Below are 18,229 nucleotides of genomic sequence, written 5' to 3' on the forward strand. Positions count from 1 at the left end.
ACACAAGCGTCCGCTACGATTTTATTACGACCCGTGAAAAGTGAAGCATTTGCTGGCATAATGTCTGGTTCATCACACTTCTCATTCTCTATTTTCAGGATAACCCCGTGCTAGTATCCAGCAACGTCACCATGCAGTTCGGCAGTAAGCCGCTGTTCGAAAACATTTCCGTCAAATTTGGCGGCGGCAACCGTTACGGCCTGATTGGGGCCAACGGTAGCGGTAAATCGACCTTTATGAAGATCCTCGGCGGCGATCTGGAACCGACGCTTGGCAACGTCTCCCTCGATCCAAACGAACGTATCGGTAAACTGCGTCAGGATCAGTTCGCGTTTGAAGAGTTCAGCGTGCTGGATACGGTTATCATGGGCCACGGCGAGCTGTGGGAAGTGAAGCAGGAGCGCGATCGTATCTACGCTCTGGCGGAGATGAGCGAAGAGGACGGCTACAAAGTGGCTGACCTCGAAGTGCTGTACGGCGAGATGGACGGCTATTCTGCCGAAGCGCGCGCCGGTGAGCTGCTGCTGGGCGTCGGCATTCCGGTGGAACAGCATTACGGTCCGATGAGCGAAGTTGCTCCCGGCTGGAAACTGCGTGTGCTGCTGGCTCAGGCGCTGTTCTCTAATCCGGACATCCTGCTGCTCGATGAACCGACGAACAACCTCGACATCGACACCATTCGCTGGCTGGAGCAGACGTTGAACGAGCGCGACAGCACCATGATCATCATTTCGCACGACCGTCACTTCCTCAACATGGTTTGTACCCACATGGCGGATCTCGACTACGGCGAGCTGCGCGTGTACGCCGGTAACTATGATGAATACATGACTGCCGCTACTCAGGCCCGCGAGCGTCTGTTGTCTGATAACGCTAAGAAAAAAGCGCAGATTGCCGATCTGCAATCCTTCGTCAGCCGCTTTAGCGCCAACGCCTCTAAATCACGCCAGGCGACTTCTCGCGCCCGTCAGATTGATAAAATCAAACTTGATGAAGTGAAAGCCTCCAGCCGTCAAAACCCGTTCATTCGCTTTGAGCAGGATAAGAAACTGTTCCGTAACGCGCTGGCAGTCGAAGAGCTGGCGAAAGGTTTTGATAACAACCCGCTGTTTAAAAAATTCAATCTGCTGCTGGAAGTGGGCGAGAAGATTGCCATTCTTGGCGCCAACGGCGTGGGTAAATCTACCATGCTGAAAACGCTGGTCGGTGAGCTGACGCCGGATAACGGTACCGTTAAATGGTCCGAAAACGCGCAGATTGGTTACTACGCGCAGGATCATGAATACGAATTTGAAAATGACCTGACGGTATTTGACTGGATGAGCCAGTGGAAACAGGAAGGCGATGACGAGCAGGTGGTGCGCAGCTTCCTCGGCCGTCTGCTGTTCAGCCAGGACGATATCAAGAAGCCTGCAAAAGTACTTTCCGGTGGTGAGAAGGGCCGTATGCTGTTCGGTAAGCTGATGATGCAGAAGCCGAACATCCTGGTCATGGATGAACCGACCAACCACCTGGATATGGAATCGATTGAATCGCTGAACATGGCGCTGGAGATGTATCAGGGCACCCTGATCTTCGTCTCCCACGACCGCGAATTCGTCAGTTCGCTGGCAACCCGCGTGATCGAAATTACGCCTGAGCGCGTGGTGGACTTCACCGGTAACTACGAAGATTATCTGCGCAGTAAAGGCGTCGAATAATTTTCCCGTTGTTTGCCCCGGATGACGGCGCTAGCGCGCCTTATCCGGGCTACCGGCCCACAGACGGCGGTGAACTTGTAGCCCGGGCAAGGCGCGTCAAGCGCCGCCCCCGGGAGCAGAGCGCAGAGTGGTTGAATTTCCCGGAGGCGTTGCTGTGCCTCCGACGGTAGCGCGAAAAAAGCCTATTGCTCCTGTTCTCTCTCCCGGTGGGAGAAGGGCAGTCTTGGGGCTCCAGATCGCACTACACCAGCCACTCGTTCCTTTCTTCACCATTCACCAGCAGTCGGCGTTTTTCTCCCGCCGGTAATGACACTTTCAGCATTTTCCACGCCGGACGATAATCCCCACTAGCGTTGACCTTCAGGTTGATAGTCGCACCATCACACACCATCTCCCACTCCAGCCACAGCGCATTGCCTTCTTTATAGCCCCAGCTTTCGCCATCATCTTCAAACAACAGTCCGTTGGCTGAACCCACGCCTTTCAGCGGGAACAGCTTCAGTTCGCGGCTATCATCTTTATGCGCATCGACGTAGGTAATGCGCTCGCTCATCGGCAAGCCAGCCCCAGCCCGCACCAGCAACGGTAGTTTTTCCAGCGGCGCATCAAGCATTATCCACTGACCGCCAGAGAACCATTCGCTACTATAAAAATCGTACCAGCCGGATTCGTTGTCTGGTAACCAGACGCGGCGCTGACGCTGGCCTTGTTCGACTACGCTGGCGACCAGGATATCGCGACCGAGAAGAAAGTCATCGCACTCTTCAAAGGTCTGTTGATCGTGCTCGTGGTCGAGAAACGTTGGGCGTAACATCGGTTCATCATCGGCATGCGCCTGCCATAACAGGGTATAAAGATACGGGAGCAGACGATAACGCAGTTCAACCGCTCCGCGAATTGCTGGCGTGATGGCCGGATACATCCATGGTTCGTTTACCGTCTGGTCATCATTCCAGGAATGGATAGTAAAGCGTGGATGCATTATCCCATTCAGCACCCAGCGAACGAACAGCTCCGCGTCAGGTTTATCACCGGAAAAACCACCAACGTCGTGGCCGAGGTTGTAGAGGCCAGATAAACTCATCCCAAGCCCCATACGAGTGTTGTAGCGCAATGTGTCCCAGTTGGTCCGGTTATCACCACTCCAGGTCTGAACATAACGCTGCATTCCGGCGCAGCCGGAACGAGAGATCAGATATGGCCGTTTTTCCGGCGCGAAACGCTGTTGGGCTTCAAGCGAGGCGCGTATCATCAATAAAGGCATAACCGGGCGGATATGCTTGATGGCAATTTCGTGGCCGAAGCCGTGGCAGCGCGCCTCTCCATCCCATACCTCAAACTCGTTATTGTCATTCCACGTTGAGTCAATTCCCATCTCCAGCAGTTGGGTGGTGACTCCCTCCTGCCACCAGGCGACGGTCTGCGGATTGGTGAAGTCAAGGTGAGAACCTTCGTCATCCCAAAAACTGGACCGTTCCGGGGCATCATTTTCTGAATCGCGAATGAATAACCCTTTTTCGGCGACTTCGTTATAGCGCGGGTGGTCCTGTAGCAGACAAGGTTTAATATTGGCCGCTAGCTTAAGCCCGGCATCGTGGAACGCCTTACTCATCACTTTTGGCTGCGGCACTTTGTCGTAGTTCCAGTTAAATACGTAGCGCTTACCGTTGATTGAGGTATAGCCGGATGAGAGCTGGAACGAATCGCACGGAATAGCGTGCTCATCACACAGGCGGATAAAGTTCATCAGCTGGTTTTGTGCGTCAGGGGCATCGGTGTAATGCATGGTGGAACCGCTGTAGCCGAGGCTCCATTTTGGTCCGAATAAGGTTTTACCGGTCAGGCGTACAAACGCTTTAGTCACATCCAACACGCGCTTACCGGTAAACATGTAGTAATCGATATCACCTGCTTCTGCCTGCCAACGGCGATAAGCGGTGTGATAGTTGTCGATTTCGTTGCCCAGATCCAGCCAGCTACTGCTTAGGTTGTCGTAGAACAGACCATAGCTGATGTCGCTGCGTTGAGCGATGGTAAAAGGAATATGTTTGTACAAAGGGTCGGTGCTCACGGCGTTGTAGCCCATTGCGTCGAGGTTACGCATTTCGTAACGCTTACCGGTACGTTGCAGATCGCCCGCTTTATCTCCAAGGCCGTAAAAACGTTCGTCTTTGCGGCGACTCTGGTAGTGCGCCACGCCGTCGCCGTGGGCGTTAACCAAATAAGCGCTGGTTGGGCGGTCATTCACCAACGATTGCCATTGACCTGCATCGTCCCGATAACTCCACTCCAGCCACAACGGCTGGTGCACCGTGACGCGTAGCTGCTGGGTGGCGATGGTCAGGCTGTCGTCCTGCTGTGTGAGAACCCAGTCAGGTAGAGTAAAACCGCTGAGATCCTCGCGCTGGCGTCCTTCCCAGGGGACATCCTGCTCCGGGGCAATACTCCAGGTGCGTTCCAGCGCCAGCTCGCCTTTCCGTTTTAGCAATACGCGGAACAGGTTTTCTTCCAGCACATACAGGCATAGTGTGTGCATTCCATCGACAGTCAGTTCAACGTGATGTGCCAGTTGTTGTTGCAATGTCCAGTGTTTGAGCGTTTTCATCATTTATATCCACTTTCAAGCGCGCTTGGCGCGGCGTTCAGCAATAAATGCTACCAGGAAAAAAGCGCCAATCAGGTCAAAGAACCCCATGGCGATAAATAGCGGATTGAAGCCGATTTTGTCGGCTGTCACTCCGATTAATAAAGAGAACAGGAAGCTGGCAATCCAGGCGGCGGATCCGCGCATCCCGTTGACGGTTGCCATCTGGCCTTTATCAAACGATTCCACAACCAGGGCGCTAAGCATGCAGGAGATTATCTGATGGCCGAAGCCGCCGATTGAGATCAGTACGATGGTGATATAGGGATCGCGGGTAATGGCGACGAGACCCAGTGAAATCATTAGAAACGCGCCGGTAACCGAGCTGGCAACTACTGAGTTAACTCGTGTGCAGCCAAACCAACGGGTATACAACCTGGTCAGATAACCACTGGCGACGCTACCGATATCAGCGGCGAGAAATGGCAGCCAGGCGAACATCGCGATTTGTTTCAGATCCATGCCGTGTTCTTTTGCCAGATACAGCGGTACCCAGAAACTGAGGACTGCCCAGGCCGGTTCCGCCATAAACGCAGGGATCGCAATCCCGTAAAAACGTTTGTTTTTACCAACGGTTTTCAGCGCGGTGAGGAACGGTAGCTTCACGGCCGGTGCTTCGTTATCCTGCTGAATATACTTCAGTTCGTCCTGGCTAAGATTCGGGTGTTTTTCCGGGTTATGATAAAACGCCCACCAAAGCACGACCCACAAAAGCGCCAGCCCACCGGTGAACATGAATGCGCCCTGCCAGCCGAATGAAGCGTGTGCGAAGTAGATAATTGGCGGCGCCAACATTGCGCCGACGGAGAAGCCGACGCCAGCCCAACCTGCCGCGATCGGACGCTCGGATTTTGGAAACCACTCACCTAGCGTTTTGGCGTTTGCTGGCGTTGCCGCCGCTTCAGCGCCACCCATGAAAAAACGCAGAATTGCCAGGTGCAGCCAGCTCCCCGCGCCAGCATGGGCAATGCAAGCGATAGCCCACAGCGTGGCACAGATCATAAAGCCGAGCTTGAGACCAATCACGTCGATGAGCCAACCACATAGCGGCTGGAAAATGGTGTATGCCAGTTGAAAAGCGCCGACTATCCACGAGTACTGCTCGGTAGTAATACCGAGAGAGGTTTTTAATTCCGGGGCGATAATCCCCAACGAGTTGCGTGTGATGTAGTTAACGGTAACGCCCAGTAAAAACAGCACCAGCACCCACCAGCGTAGATTCTTCACTATGCGGCGTGATTTACTCGCCGCCATATCATTATTGAGGCCTTGGCTCATAGAACTCTCCACGAGACATATAGTAGGAAAATTGACCAACCCACTTCCTGAGTGATCGCTAAACGTTTGTATTTCGTTGTTTGCTAATGTTTTAGCTCCACCATCATTGGTTGACTAATTTTGAAAGTTGGTGGACCAATTCAGGCTAAGGGAGAAAGAGGGTGGGCAATAGCGGCAATTCTGCAAATTTTTTCATGGAACGATCGGGATCGCAGTAATTCATCGCCAATTCGCTTAAAAATATTCACATTCTGAATATGAAAATTTTTTCATAATCAAATTAGAGCGCGATCACAAAATGGACAAAAAGCTCAAAGTGAGCGAAATAGCGGGGCGTACAGGGCTGTCGGTCAGTACCGTATCGCGTGTGCTGGCAGGTAAAGCGAACACCAGCGTGAAGGCGCGGCAGAAGGTACTGGACTGCGCTCGCGAACTGGGAGTCATGGAAGGTATCGCCGCCGGAAGAATGCTGCTTAATAATCTGGTGGTATTCGCCCCGCAGCGGGCTTTTGATGAGCGGACGGACATTTACTACTATCGCGTTATTCAGAGCATTAATACCGCGCTGATGCCGCACGAGGTTCATTTGCGCTATTGCGCTCTGGAAGAGAATGACAGCGATGCCAATTTGTTTTTGCATCGCATGCATGAAGTATCGACCCAGGCCGCTATTTTGCTGGGTATTGACGATCCGCATATTCACGATCTGGCGGCCGATCTGGCGAAACCTTGCGTGATGATTAACTGCCACGATGCGGGAATGCGCATACCTTCCGTGGCGCCGGATCATCGACTGATTGGCCAATTTGCCGCCCGCTATCTGTTTGATATGGGACATCAGGCGATCATGAATGTGATGTGCCTGCGTCGCTATACCATGGAGCTGCGCTTGCTGGGGATCAAGCAGGCATGGCGCGCGCGTAATTTGAGCTTTGTTGATAGCATGGATTTGATCGATGTGGCCAATTTCAGCGCCAGGGATACCGAAGAAAAAGTTGGCGAGTGGCTGGATCAACGCGGCGATAGCCCGCTACCGACGGCATTTCTGGTTGGCGGTGATTTTATGGCGGCAGGTACTATCGCTGCCTTACAAAAACGCGGTTTACGCGTGCCGCAGGATATTTCCGTCATGAGTATCGACGGCTTTAATCTGGCAGCGATTCAGGATGTGCCGCTAACCGCCGTACATGTCCCGCGCGATGAATTGGGGGTTGAAGCGGTACATTTACTACAGCAGAAGCTGATTCGTCCTGATGCGCCGCACGGTTCTTTATTGCTGCATGGCACATTGGCGGTACGTGATTCGGTACGGCGGATACGTGCTGGTAACCGCCGCACCGCCGTGGAACCAAAGGGGCTATATGACGATTAATCAACCATCCCCAGCGCCCGCTTGCCGTGGATATTTAAATCATCCAGGGTAAAGCGGTCTTTCCAGTCGGCTTCATAATCTTCACGCGGGAAATCTCCCGGCGAAGCGCCTTTCTCCAGCGCCGCTTTGACCTTCTGCGCATAGGCGAGATTTTTCTCGCACATCGGCGCGGCGGGGATGTACATTACGTTGCCCCAGCCCTGCTGGTTGTCCACCGGCGCGACCGAGTGGATTACGTCGCAGTGCCACCACACCGAATCGCCCGCATTTAGCGCAGGAATAGAGCTTAAGGCTTTAATCAGCAGCGGATGCCATTTTTCCGAAATAGGCAGCACCTTGCCCGGTGCGACGCCGCACAGTTCATCATCCGGCACATCGTCGAGCAGAGGGCGCAACAGCACATAGGCCATCGCTTCAGGAATTGGCACCACGTGCAGCAGGCCCTGATCGGGGATCATATCGGAGAGCGCGGTCCAGCCCTGGAAGGTACGGAACACTGAGCATTTGGTGGTGTTATCGACGGTATACTCCTCCACCTCAGTACGATGCGCCGCATCCCACGGATCGTAAGCGTCGATATTGCCGTTAAAAACGTCAGCAAAGACTTGCTGATAAGCCGGCAGCAGCCAACGCTCCAGCGCGCCGGAATCGGTATGTGCGCCAAGGCCTTTCGACGTGGTTCCCGGCGGGCGGCGGCGAATGCGGTCAGGATAAATCACGCTCACATCCGGGTCGAACCACTGCTTACCGTCGCGGTTAAAAGTCCACAGGCGGTTGAGGAAAGATTGCACGGCAGCCATTTCGTTGCTCTGGCGAGCCTGCATTTGCGTCTGTGACCAGTAAATCGGATAAATTTCCGGGCGCGAAGCATCCAGCGAGCCGAAAAAGGTGTCGCCGGGGCCTTTATAGACGTCGTCGAAATGGTTGAGGTCGAGATACTCCAGCATTGAGTTATCCCACGCCAGCGCCTGATCGCGAGAGAAATGACCTTTGATGACCGCGCAGCCGCGACGCTTGATAGCTTCGCGCTGGGCATCCGTTACCAGGCCCTGCGCAATATCGCTGAACGGAATGACCGGCCAGACATCCTGGCCGTTGGCTTTGAGGGCGTCAATTTCCTCCAGGCGTGCGGTGATGCGCGCCGTCAGCCGATCGAACACCGCCTGCACGTCACCGATCTGCGCGCGCAGCTCCTGCTTAATCTGGCGGATTGCCGCTTTATGGTCGGCGGGTAGTGTTTCACAGGTATGGGTAACAGCCATGATGACCCCTCACCTTTCATTCGAAAGTAATAAATCTTACAAACGTTAATTTAAGTTAAAATTAAGTTAATGCAAGTTTAAAATTATGCGGAGGTGCACAAAACGGAAAACCGGAGCAGAAAAGCCCCGGTGAGAGATCATTCGTTGAAAGGGGGAGCATGGTCGAGGACGGCCTGAATAACATTTAGCGCGCCGCCATGGTTGTTGTCATCGGTGGCGAAACGGGACACCGCTTTGATGCTCTCAGCGGCGTTATCCATGGCAAAGGAGTATTTCACCAGCTTTAACATCTCCGTATCGTTCGCGCTATCACCAATGGCCACGCAGGCCTGCGGGGAGATGTTCCAGCGCTTCAGCAGGCGGCTAATGCCGTTGGCTTTATGCAGGCCAGGGATAATTAAATCGACGAAGCCAAAGCCGCTGGTGACCGGTTTCATGATGCCGTCCAGCGAGACGTGCAGTTTGTCGATAAGCAGCGGGATTTCGCTATCCGGCAGGTTAAGCGAAAACTTAAACAGCTTATCGTCAATATCGTGGTAGTTGCTGATGCGCTGCAGGCGATGGTAGTGCTTTGACATCAGCGCGACAAAGGCGTCGGGGGCGCGGTCGCTGACGTAAGCGCTTTCAAGGCCGCAGGCGACGAAGTTGAGCTGCGGGTCTTTGAGCAATTCACCAATCACTATCTGGGATTCGTGGCGGGTGAGTTCGCCGTGAAACAGCTGTTGACCGTGTTCATATACCAGCGCGCCGTTTTCGGCAACGAAGGAGATCTGCTCGCGGATTTCCGGGAAAAATGAGATCAGCTGGTAGTACTGGTTGCCGCTGGCGACAACGAATTCGATACCCTGCTGTTGGAGTTGCGCGAACTGCGCGAGAAAACGCGAGCGGTCATACTGCTTGGCGTCATTGAGAAAAGTTCCGTCCATATCGGTGACGATAACTTTAACAATCATAACAAATGCTCCTGGCTTAACTTCGACCAGCAACATTCTAATTACAATGTGATGTGGAGCACAAATTTATTTCGAATGAAAGTTTGCGTTCACCAATGTGCAGGAGAAAATCCCCGGGTTGCGGCGTAAACGCCTTACCCGGGCTACCGGCTGTCCGGGCTACGGGGCTTGTGCCGTCGGGTAGCCCGGACAGGCGCAACGCGCCGCCTCCGGGGGATTTAACTTACAGCGTATGCTCGGTACGGGCGATAATATCGTCCTGGGCATCCGGCGACAGGGCGGTAAAGAACGCCGAGTATCCGGCGACGCGGACGACTAAATCGCGGTACTGGTCAGGGTGTTTCTTCGCTTCCAGCAGCGTCTCGCGCGACACGATGTTGTACTGAATATGCCAGCCTTTGTGTACCTCAAAGAAGGTACGCAGTAGCACCATCAGTTTCTGCTTATCGGACTCGTTTTCAAGCGTTGCCGGGTTCAGCTTCTGGTTCAACAGTACGCCGCCAAGAATCGAGCCGGTGGGCAGTTTACCCACTGAACTGATAACCGCGGTTGGCCCCAGATGGTCGGTACCGGAAGCCGGGCTCGCCCCTTCCGCCAGCGGTGAATGCGCTTTACGGCCATCCGGCGTCGCCATGGTCTGCGCGCCGAACGGGACGTTCGCGGAGATGGAGGAGGTCCCGGCGTAGTAGTTGCCGCCAATCGGGCCGCGACCGTAGCGCGGGTTGTGATACTGCTTCAGCTCATCGATATAGGTCTGGTAAGCGCGGGCCAGCAGGATATCAACGCTATCTTCGTCGTTGCCGTATTTCGGCGCGCCGTTGATTAAGCGCTGGCGCAACTGCTCGTGGGTCAAGCCTTCAAAGTCTTCAGCCAGCGCTTTTGCCAGCTCTTGCTGTCCAATGACGCCCTGATCGAACACCAGTTTCTTCACCGCTACCAGGCTGTTGCCGAGGTTAGCGATACCGACCTGCAGACCGGAAACCCAGTCATATTTAGCGCCGCCCTGCTTGATACTCTTCGCGCGCTCGATACAGTCATCAACCAGCGCCGAGCAGAGAATATCGTGCACGTTCTCTTCCAGCATGGTGTCGACCACATACTCAATCTCGATAGATTTGCGCGTGTAGTAGCGGATCTGCGTATCCCAGTCGGCCAGCACCTGGTCGAAGTTATCAAAGTTACCTTTCGACAGCGCGTGCGTTTGCGGCAGGAAAACTTCACCGCTGGTGGCATCGCGGCCGCCTTCCAGCGTCGCCAGCATTACGCGGGCAAAGTTGATAAAGCTCATCCCGGTGCAGCGATAGCCCCACTTGCCGCCGACCGCGGTTTCGATGCAGCCGATAGCGGCATAATCGTAGGCGTCCTGCGGCTCAATGCCGAGCTTGATAAATTCCGGAATAACGATTTCGTCGTTGTTGAACGCCGGCATCCCGAAGCCGCAGCGAATCACCTGCACGCAGGCGTCGAGGAAGTCGTTGCTCATGCCCGCGTGGTAACGCACGCTGAGGTTTGGCTGCGTAGAACGCAGGCGACCGCAGGATTCTAGAATCGCGTAGGAGAGCGGGTTCACTGCATCTTGCGCGACGCCGTCTACCAGATTTTGACCGCCGATGGTGACGTTCTGATACAGCGGGCTACCGGCGGAGGCTTTAGAGTGCGAGCCGGAGCGAATTTTGTTCACTTCCAGCAGCTTCAGCCAGCAGCAGTGCAGCAACTCAATGGCGTGCTCGCGGTCCAGAGATTGCTCAAGCTCGACATCGCGGCGATAGTACGGGTAGAGATACTGGTCCATGCGGCCAAAAGAGACCGAGTGACCGTTGGATTCGACCTGCAGAATCAGCTGAATGAAATAGCACAGCTGCAGCGCCTGCCAGAAGGTCTTAGGCGGTTCGTGGGCGATAATGTCGCAGTTCTCGGCAATGGCCAACAGCTCGTCGCGACGGGATTCACGGGTCTCCGTCGCCGCCATGCTGCGCGCCAGCTCAGCGAAGCGCTTGCTGTGCTCGCTCACTGCTTCCAGCACGATATCAATGGCTTTCAGGAACTGCTCGCCGTGCAGGTCTTCCAGTACTGTCAGGTTGATGCGAGAACGGCGCTCGGCGACTTTAGCGCGCATCCCGTCAAGGCCTTTTTCCAGCAGCAGTGGATAGTTGACAGCCAGGTGCGCATCGCCGGAGGTCATATTACCTTCGGCTTTAATAATCCCGGTTGCGAGCAGCGCTTTTTGCTCATCGGTGAACATCCCGTAGCAACGATCCTGTACGGTCTGGCCACGCCACCACGGACACACTTCGTGCAGTACGCGTTTGTTCTCTTCGCTGACCGCAAAGCCTGCGCCGGGGCGATCGGCCAGGTCATCGATCTCTTTTTCAATCCAGCTAACCGTATACTCCGGGAAGATTGGCGCGGCGCGGACTTCGCTTGCCTGGTTACCGACAACCAGTTCGTCATGTTTGATCCAGATAGTGCGTTCCGCCAGGTGATGGGCCAGCGCCAGCGCGCGGCGTACCGGAATCGGTTTATCCAGATGCTGCTGATAGGCTTCAGTATAGTGCTGGGCGCGCTCGGTACAGACCGGCGGCTTGACGATATGCACCAGCGCCATTTTATGTGCCTGAATGCGCGGGCTTAGGGTATCCAGTTTCAACGTTGTCATAAGGTTATCCTCGTAGAGTCGCCGTTAAACCTTTGCTCTGAGCGTAATGCTGCGCGAAGGCGAGCAGCTCGGGGGCAGCAAGCGGTTTGTCCGGAGCGGTATAGGGCTGACTGAGTAATTGGTATTTGTTCATTCCCAGCGTGTGATACGGCAGGAAGTGGATCTCGCCGACCTTTAAGCGGTCAGCGGCAAAATCGGTTATGGCGGTAATATCGCTTTCATTGGCGTTAAAGCCCTGAATCAGCGGCACGCGAATAATGATTTTTTTCCCGGCCTGCGCCACGCGTTGCAGATTATCCAGCACCCGGCGAGCACTGCCGTCGGTCCACTGCTGGAAAATAGCTTCATTGACATGTTTAAGGTCGGCGAGGAACAGGTCGATAAAGGGTAAAGAAGGCTCAACGTATTTCCATGGTACGTGCAGACAGGTTTCGACGGCGGTATGAATCCCTGCGTTGTGGCTGGCTTCAAACAGCTGGCGGGCCAGATCCGGGTTCATAAACGGCTCGCCGCCGGAGAGAGTGACGCCGCCGCCGCTGCGATCGTAAAACGGTTTATCGCGCAATACCTTCGCCATAATCTCTTCGACGTTTTTCTCTTCGCCGCACACCGTCAACGCCGTAGTCGGACAGCAGTCGCGCAGCTTGCTGATATGTGCATCGGTGAGCTTTTCTCGATGGATTATCAGGCCATCCAGTTTGCGGGTAATAACGTCCGGCGCCGCCTGCTGGCAGAGGTCGCAGCCGTCAAGACACAAGCGCGCGTCATACAGCAGATCCGCCGTGCGGGCGCGGCTTTCCGGGTTCTGACACCAGCGGCAGCCCAATGAACACCCTTTAAGGAATACGACGGTGCGGATCCCTGGGCCGTCATGGGTGGAGTAACGCTGAATGTTGAAGATCATGATTTACCCTCTTCTTTGCATATGAAGATTAAATTACTTTCGAATGAAAGTTGTATTGATATAAATCAACAAGCAGAGTGGGGGATAAAAGCGGGAGCAAAAAAGTTGCGAGCGGTCACAAATAATCCGGCGGTAAGGCCCGCCGGAGAAGGGTTAAGGTGTACCACACACCTCACACTGTGGATTACGCATCAGTTTCATTTCGCGAAACTGGCAGCGCATGGCGTCGTACATAACTATTTTACCCGTAGCAGGGCTGCCGTAACGGGTCAGAACCTTGATGGCTTCCATTGCCTGAAGCGAACCGATGGTACCGACCAGCGGCGCCATCACTCCGGCTTCGACGCAGGTAAGGGCGTTTTCGCCAAACAGACGGCTCAGGCAGCGGTAGCAGGGCTCATCTTCCTGATACGTAAAGACGCTGATTTGCCCTTCCATACGAATCGCCGCGCCGGAGACCAGCGGGGTTTTATGCCGGAAACACCCGGCATTGAGCTGGTTGCGAATAGCGACGTTGTCGGTACAGTCGAGCACCAGATCGTGGGCGGCGATTTGCGCCCACAGCGCTTCTTCATCCAGCAGCGCGTTTAGCGGCGTGAGCTGAACGTTGGGGTTAATGCGCGCAAGCGTAGCGCGGGCGGAGTCAACCTTCGGCTGGCCGATGGTGGCATCGCTGTGCAGAGTCTGGCGCTGGAGGTTAGAGAGCGACACGGTGTCGAAATCAAGCAGGGTAAGCTGGCCAACGCCAGCTGCCGCCAGATACTGCGCGGCGGCGCAGCCCAATCCGCCGAGGCCAACCACCAGCACACTGGAGGCTTTTAGCTGCTCCTGGCCGTCAAAATCGAAATTGCGCAGGATGATTTGCCGGTTGTAGCGCAGCATCTCTGCATCGCTCAGCTCCACGCCCATTACAGCCCCCCGAAAAGATGGTTAAAGGGCTCAACTTCTACCCATTCACCCGCTTCAACGTTATCGCGCTCGCGTTCCAGCACGATAAAACAGTTGCCGAGGCTGAATGAACTGAAGATGTGCGAACCCTGATGACCGGTGCTGCTAACGATCAGTTCACCGTCCGGGTTGCGTTGCAGTACGCCGCGCTGAAAATCGAGGCGCCCCGGCGATTTTTTCAGCCGTGAAGCGGCGCGTACGCGCAGGCGCATCGGCTGGGTCTGTCCGACGTTGCCGGAGAGTTTTGCCAGCAGCGGCTGCACCAGTTGATAAAAAGTCAGCGCAGCGGAAACCGGGTTGCCCGGCAGACCGCAGAACCAGCTGTGGTTGAGCTTGCCGAAAGCGAAAGGTTTGCCCGGCTTGATTGCCAGCTTCCAGAAGCCGATTTTCCCCAGCTCTTCGAGGATCTCTTTGGTGTAATCTGCTTCGCCGACGGAGACGCCGCCGGAGCTAATCACCACATCGGCCTGCTGGTCAGCCTGAATAAAGACTTCGCGTAGTTTGGCCGGGTCGTCGGGAATAATGCCGAGGTTAACGACCTCACAGCCCAGCTCTTGCAGCATCAGGTGTACCGCCAGGCGGTTGGTGTCGTAAATCTGCCCGTCGGCAAGCGGTTGTCCTGGAAGCTGAAGCTCATCGCCGGTGGAGAATACCGCAACGCGCACTTTACGCACCACGTCGACTTCTGCAACCCCCAGAGAAGCCAGCACCGGCAGTTCGGCGACGGTCAGGCGGGTTCCTGCAGGGAAGACGACCGCACCGTTAGCAATATCTTCGCCACGACGACGAATATTTTGCCCACTTTTTACCGGAGCGATAAAGCGCACTTCGCCGTCTGTTTGTTCGGTTTGCTCCTGCATCACCACCGCGTCGCAGCCTTCCGGTATCGGCGCCCCGGTCATAATGCGGATACAGGTGCCTGCGGGCCAGACGTCGTTAAAAGGCTGACCGGCAAAAGCCTTGCCTGCCACCGGCAGCACCGCGCCATCGGTGAGTTCAGCCAGGCGAACGGCGTAACCGTCCATCGCTGAGTTATCAAAACCAGGAACGTCGAGAGGCGAAACGAGATCATGGGCGGTCACGCGCGAAAAGGCCTGCAACAGCGGTACGGTTTCCGTCGCATTCAGCGGCATAATGCGATTGAGCATCTGGGTCAGGGCTGTGTCGAGTGGCATCAGTCCGGCGGTAAAATCCATGGGTTTCTCCTGCGGGCAAACATCGAAAACGCCTATTATACCCTAAATAATTCGAGTTGCAGGCAGGCGGCGACGTAGGGAACCCCCGGGAGCTTACTTCAGTAAGTGACTGGGGTGAGCGACAAATCTGTCTGGAACAGATTTGAACGCCGTATCCGGCGGCCCGTTAGGGCGAGGCTCATGGATGAGCCGAGTAACAAAGCCAACGCACATGCAACTTGAAGTATGACGGGTATATGGCAGAAAAGAGAAGCAGGCTATATCCCACCTGGGTACAAGCTTTACATCACCGCCTGCTCTTTCTATATTCAAAAATGGTATAGGACAGTCAGCAAGATAATGATATTTATACACGTTATCCTTCAAGCTGCCTCTTTGTTGGCTGTGCTCAGAAACCCCAGTCACATAGTTATCTATGCTCCCGGGGATTTCTTCTCTTGCCGCCTCGATGCATCTCGAATGATGGTGTGTATATACACTTTATCGTTAAGGAATGGCGTAATGGGCAAGGCGGTTATAGCAATTCATGGCGGCGCCGGGGCAATTACCCGCGCGCAGTTGACGCCGGAACGCGAGCGGGAGTACGTGGCGGCGCTGTCGGCGATTGTCGATAGCGGGCAAAAAATGCTGGCGGCCGGGGCCAGCGCGCTGGATGCGGTAACCGAAGCGGTGCGACTGCTGGAGGAGTGTCCGTTATTTAACGCCGGTATAGGCTCCGTATTTACCCGCGATACCACTCATGAACTCGATGCCTGCGTCATGGATGGTTACAGTTTACAGGCGGGAGCGGTGGCCGGAGTTAAGCATTTACGTAATCCGGTGCTGGCGGCGCGTCTGGTGCTGGAGCAAAGCCCGCATGTGCTGATGATTGGTGAGGGCGCAGAAGATTTTGCCGCTTCCCACGGTATGAAGCGGGTGGATAACGCCCTGTTTTCGACTCCTGAGCGCCTGTTGCAGCTACGTCAGGCGCAGGAGGGCGATGATATCGTGCTCGATCACCATGCTGCCCCGTTGGATGAGAGGCATAAAATGGGCACCGTCGGCGCGGTGGCGCTGGATCTGGCGGGTAATCTCGCGGCGGCAACCTCCACCGGCGGAATGACCAATAAGCTGCCGGGACGCGTCGGCGATAGCCCGCTGCCGGGAGCTGGCTGCTATGCCAATAACGCCAGCGTTGCCGTCTCTTGTACCGGTACCGGCGAGGTGTTTATGCGCACCCTGGCAGCCTATGATATTTCGGCGCTGATGGAGTACAGCAATCTCAGTTTGCACGACGCGTGCGAGCGGGTGGTGATGGAGAAACTCCCGGCGCTGGGCGGCAGCGGCGGTCTGATTGCGGTCGACAGAGAAGGCAACGTAGTATTGCCATTTAATAGCGAAGGTATGTACCGTGCCTGGTGCTACGCGGGCGATACGCCCACGATTGGAATTTATCGCGAATAAGAGGAAAGGGCGTTGCCGCATAGTCTGGAAATCGATGCTAATGATGTTCTGCTGGTACGCGATCTGAACGTTTCGTTTACTCAGCAGCAGCAGGCTTTTTCTGCCGTTCGTCACCTCTCGTTCACACTACGGCGCGGCGAGACGCTGGCGATTGTCGGTGAGTCTGGATCGGGTAAATCGGTAACGTCGCTGGCGCTGATGCGTCTGCTTGATTCGGCGACCAGCGAAGTGCGCAGCGATCAACTGCTGCTACGTCGCCGCAATCGGCAGGTGATTGAACTTAGCGAACAGTCTGATGCCGATATGCGCAGCGTGCGCGGTGCGGATATGGCGATGATTTTTCAGGAGCCGATGACCTCGCTGAACCCGGTGTTCACCATCGGTGAGCAGATCGCTGAATCAATACGATTGCATCAGGGGTTAAAGCATGATGAGGCGCTGCGTGAGGCCAAAAAGATGCTCGATCAGGTGCGGATCCCGGAAGCTGAAGCGATGCTGTCGCGTTATCCGCATCAGCTTTCCGGTGGGATGCGTCAGCGCGTGATGATCGCCATGGCGCTGTCGTGCCGTCCGGCGGTGCTGATTGCCGACGAACCCACGACCGCGCTGGATGTGACTATCCAGGCGCAGATTTTACAGCTGATTGCCGTCCTGCAAAAAGAGATGGCGATGGGCGTTATCTTTATTACCCACGATATGGGCGTGGTCGCCGATATTGCCGACCGGGTGCTGGTGATGTATCGCGGTGAGGCGGTGGAAACAGGCAGCGTCGAAGAGATTTTCCGTGCGCCAAAACACCCCTATACCCAGGCGCTGCTGGCGGCGGTACCGCGATTGGGTGCGATGCGCGGCAGCGATTTGCCGCGTCGCTTCCCACTCTTCAACCAAAGCGCGCCGGAAGAGGGTCTGAATACCGTTGTTGCTGGAGAACCCATTCTTAAAGTCCGCGATCTGGTGGCGCGCTTTCCGCTACGCAGCGGCATTCTCAACCGCGTTACCCGCGAGGTACATGCGGTGCAAAAAGTCAGCTTTGATTTATGGCCTGGCGAAACCTTAAGCCTGGTGGGCGAGTCCGGTTGTGGTAAATCTACCACCGGGCGGGCGTTGCTGCGGCTAGTGGAAACCCAGGGTGGGAGTATTACGTTTAACGGTCAGCGTATTGATACGCTGGCAGGCAGTAAGCTTCAGGCGCTGCGCCGTGATATTCAGTTTATCTTCCAGGATCCTTACGCTTCTCTCGACCCACGGCAAACGGTGGGGTATTCGATTATGGAGCCGCTGCGCGTGCATCGGCTGCTGGAAGGTGATGCCGCGAGAGAGCGAGTGGCCTGGCTGCTGGAGCGCGTCGGGCTGGAGCCGGAGCACGCATGGCGCTATCCACACGAGTTTTCCGGCGGCCAGCGGCAGCGCATCTGTATTGCCCGCGCGCTGGCGCTCAATCCAAAGGTGGTTATCGCCGACGAATCGGTATCGGCGCTGGACGTGTCGATTCGCGCGCAAATCATCAACTTGATGCTCGATTTACAGCGCGAAATGGGCATCGCGTTTCTGTTTATTTCCCACGACATGGCGGTGGTTGAACGCATCAGCCACCGCGTGGCGGTGATGTATCGCGGGCGGATTGTTGAGATTGGCCCGCGGCGCGCCGTGTTCGAAAACCCGCAGCACCCCTATACCCGTAAATTGATGGCTGCCGTACCGGTTGCCGACCCGGCGCATCGTCACCCGCAGCGCGTGCTGCTCTCTGACGAGCTGCCGGGCAATATCTACAAGCGGGGAGAAGAGGGGATCAGTACGCCGTTACAACAGGTAGGCCCGGGACATTTTGTCGCCAGAGAACCCGCCGCTGACGTACTGGCACGATAACAACGAC

The 18,229-nt window shown here is 55.5% G+C and carries 12 protein-coding genes; 4 read left to right on the forward strand and 8 right to left on the reverse strand.

All coding sequences use genetic code 11. The features are described from left to right. Positions 1 to 107: 107 nt before the first annotated feature. Complete coding sequence (locus HV127_RS16885; protein ID WP_182237404.1) at positions 108 to 1,700, forward strand: ABC-F family ATPase; 1,593 nt, start codon at positions 108 to 110, stop codon at positions 1,698 to 1,700. Between the two features lie 241 nt (positions 1,701 to 1,941). Here the strand turns inward: HV127_RS16885 and HV127_RS16890 are convergent, their stop codons facing one another. Both HV127_RS16890 and HV127_RS16895 read right to left on the reverse strand, forming a co-directional pair. Beyond that, positions 1,942 to 4,305 carry a glycoside hydrolase family 31 protein gene (locus tag HV127_RS16890; protein ID WP_182240700.1) on the reverse strand — a complete coding sequence of 788 codons (2,364 nt, stop codon included), beginning with the start codon at positions 4,303 to 4,305 and terminating at the stop codon, positions 1,942 to 1,944. Positions 4,306 to 4,320: 15 nt separating this feature from the next. Continuing rightward, positions 4,321 to 5,622, reverse strand: a complete 1,302-nt coding sequence (locus tag HV127_RS16895) for an MFS transporter (RefSeq protein WP_182237406.1) — start codon at positions 5,620 to 5,622, stop codon at positions 4,321 to 4,323. A gap of 298 nt (positions 5,623 to 5,920) precedes the next feature. Between HV127_RS16895 and HV127_RS16900 the strand changes: the two genes are divergently transcribed. Further along, positions 5,921 to 6,994 carry a LacI family DNA-binding transcriptional regulator gene (locus tag HV127_RS16900; protein WP_182237408.1) on the forward strand — a complete coding sequence of 358 codons (1,074 nt, stop codon included), beginning with the start codon at positions 5,921 to 5,923 and terminating at the stop codon, positions 6,992 to 6,994. On the opposite strand, the gene HV127_RS16905 is transcribed toward HV127_RS16900, so the two are convergent. From HV127_RS16905 to moeA, 6 genes are all read right to left on the reverse strand, one after another. Continuing rightward, positions 6,991 to 8,256 carry a DUF1479 domain-containing protein gene (locus tag HV127_RS16905; protein WP_182237410.1) on the reverse strand — a complete coding sequence of 422 codons (1,266 nt, stop codon included), beginning with the start codon at positions 8,254 to 8,256 and terminating at the stop codon, positions 6,991 to 6,993. The two genes, HV127_RS16900 and HV127_RS16905, sit on opposite strands and share 4 nt — an antisense overlap. A 137-nt stretch (positions 8,257 to 8,393) precedes the next feature. Further along, positions 8,394 to 9,209 carry a Cof-type HAD-IIB family hydrolase gene (locus tag HV127_RS16910; protein WP_182237412.1) on the reverse strand — a complete coding sequence of 272 codons (816 nt, stop codon included), beginning with the start codon at positions 9,207 to 9,209 and terminating at the stop codon, positions 8,394 to 8,396. 223 nt (positions 9,210 to 9,432) lie between these two features. Further along, positions 9,433 to 11,865: a formate C-acetyltransferase/glycerol dehydratase family glycyl radical enzyme gene (locus HV127_RS16915; RefSeq protein WP_182237414.1), complete on the reverse strand. Its 2,433-nt coding sequence runs from the start codon at positions 11,863 to 11,865 to the stop codon at positions 9,433 to 9,435. Between the two features lie 4 nt (positions 11,866 to 11,869). Then, a complete protein-coding gene (locus tag HV127_RS16920; RefSeq protein ID WP_182237416.1) occupies positions 11,870 to 12,769 on the reverse strand; it encodes a glycyl-radical enzyme activating protein in 900 nt (299 codons plus the stop codon). A 153-nt stretch (positions 12,770 to 12,922) separates the two neighbouring features. Beyond that, positions 12,923 to 13,678 (reverse strand): molybdopterin-synthase adenylyltransferase MoeB, encoded by a 756-nt coding sequence (gene moeB / locus HV127_RS16925; protein WP_182237419.1) that lies wholly within the window; start codon positions 13,676 to 13,678, stop codon positions 12,923 to 12,925. Then, positions 13,678 to 14,913 (reverse strand): molybdopterin molybdotransferase MoeA, encoded by a 1,236-nt coding sequence (gene moeA, locus HV127_RS16930; protein WP_182237421.1) that lies wholly within the window; start codon positions 14,911 to 14,913, stop codon positions 13,678 to 13,680. The genes moeB and moeA overlap by 1 nt, the downstream gene beginning before the upstream one ends. A 501-nt stretch (positions 14,914 to 15,414) precedes the next feature. Between moeA and iaaA the strand changes: the two genes are divergently transcribed. After that, positions 15,415 to 16,356, forward strand: coding sequence for a beta-aspartyl-peptidase (gene iaaA / locus HV127_RS16935; RefSeq protein WP_182237423.1), 942 nt, complete (start codon positions 15,415 to 15,417; stop codon positions 16,354 to 16,356). A 12-nt stretch (positions 16,357 to 16,368) separates the two neighbouring features. Beyond that, positions 16,369 to 18,222: a glutathione ABC transporter ATP-binding protein GsiA gene (gsiA, locus tag HV127_RS16940; RefSeq protein ID WP_182237425.1), complete on the forward strand. Its 1,854-nt coding sequence runs from the start codon at positions 16,369 to 16,371 to the stop codon at positions 18,220 to 18,222. Positions 18,223 to 18,229 lie beyond the last annotated feature (7 nt).

This window comes from Klebsiella sp. RHBSTW-00215 (assembly GCF_014103785.1).
Classification (GTDB): Bacteria; Pseudomonadota; Gammaproteobacteria; order Enterobacterales; family Enterobacteriaceae; genus Klebsiella.

Coding starts and splice junctions, on each gene's coding strand:
- moeA (WP_182237421.1), bottom strand. CDS start 14,913: ATGGATTTTACCGCCGGACTGATGCCACTCGACACAGCCCTGACCCAG.
- HV127_RS16915 (WP_182237414.1), bottom strand. CDS start 11,865: ATGACAACGTTGAAACTGGATACCCTAAGCCCGCGCATTCAGGCACAT.
- HV127_RS16890 (WP_182240700.1), bottom strand. CDS start 4,305: ATGAAAACGCTCAAACACTGGACATTGCAACAACAACTGGCACATCAC.
- HV127_RS16910 (WP_182237412.1), bottom strand. CDS start 9,209: ATGATTGTTAAAGTTATCGTCACCGATATGGACGGAACTTTTCTCAAT.
- HV127_RS16900 (WP_182237408.1), top strand. CDS start 5,921: ATGGACAAAAAGCTCAAAGTGAGCGAAATAGCGGGGCGTACAGGGCTG.
- HV127_RS16905 (WP_182237410.1), bottom strand. CDS start 8,256: ATGGCTGTTACCCATACCTGTGAAACACTACCCGCCGACCATAAAGCG.
- HV127_RS16920 (WP_182237416.1), bottom strand. CDS start 12,769: ATGATCTTCAACATTCAGCGTTACTCCACCCATGACGGCCCAGGGATC.
- iaaA (WP_182237423.1), top strand. CDS start 15,415: ATGGGCAAGGCGGTTATAGCAATTCATGGCGGCGCCGGGGCAATTACC.
- moeB (WP_182237419.1), bottom strand. CDS start 13,678: ATGGGCGTGGAGCTGAGCGATGCAGAGATGCTGCGCTACAACCGGCAA.
- HV127_RS16895 (WP_182237406.1), bottom strand. CDS start 5,622: ATGAGCCAAGGCCTCAATAATGATATGGCGGCGAGTAAATCACGCCGC.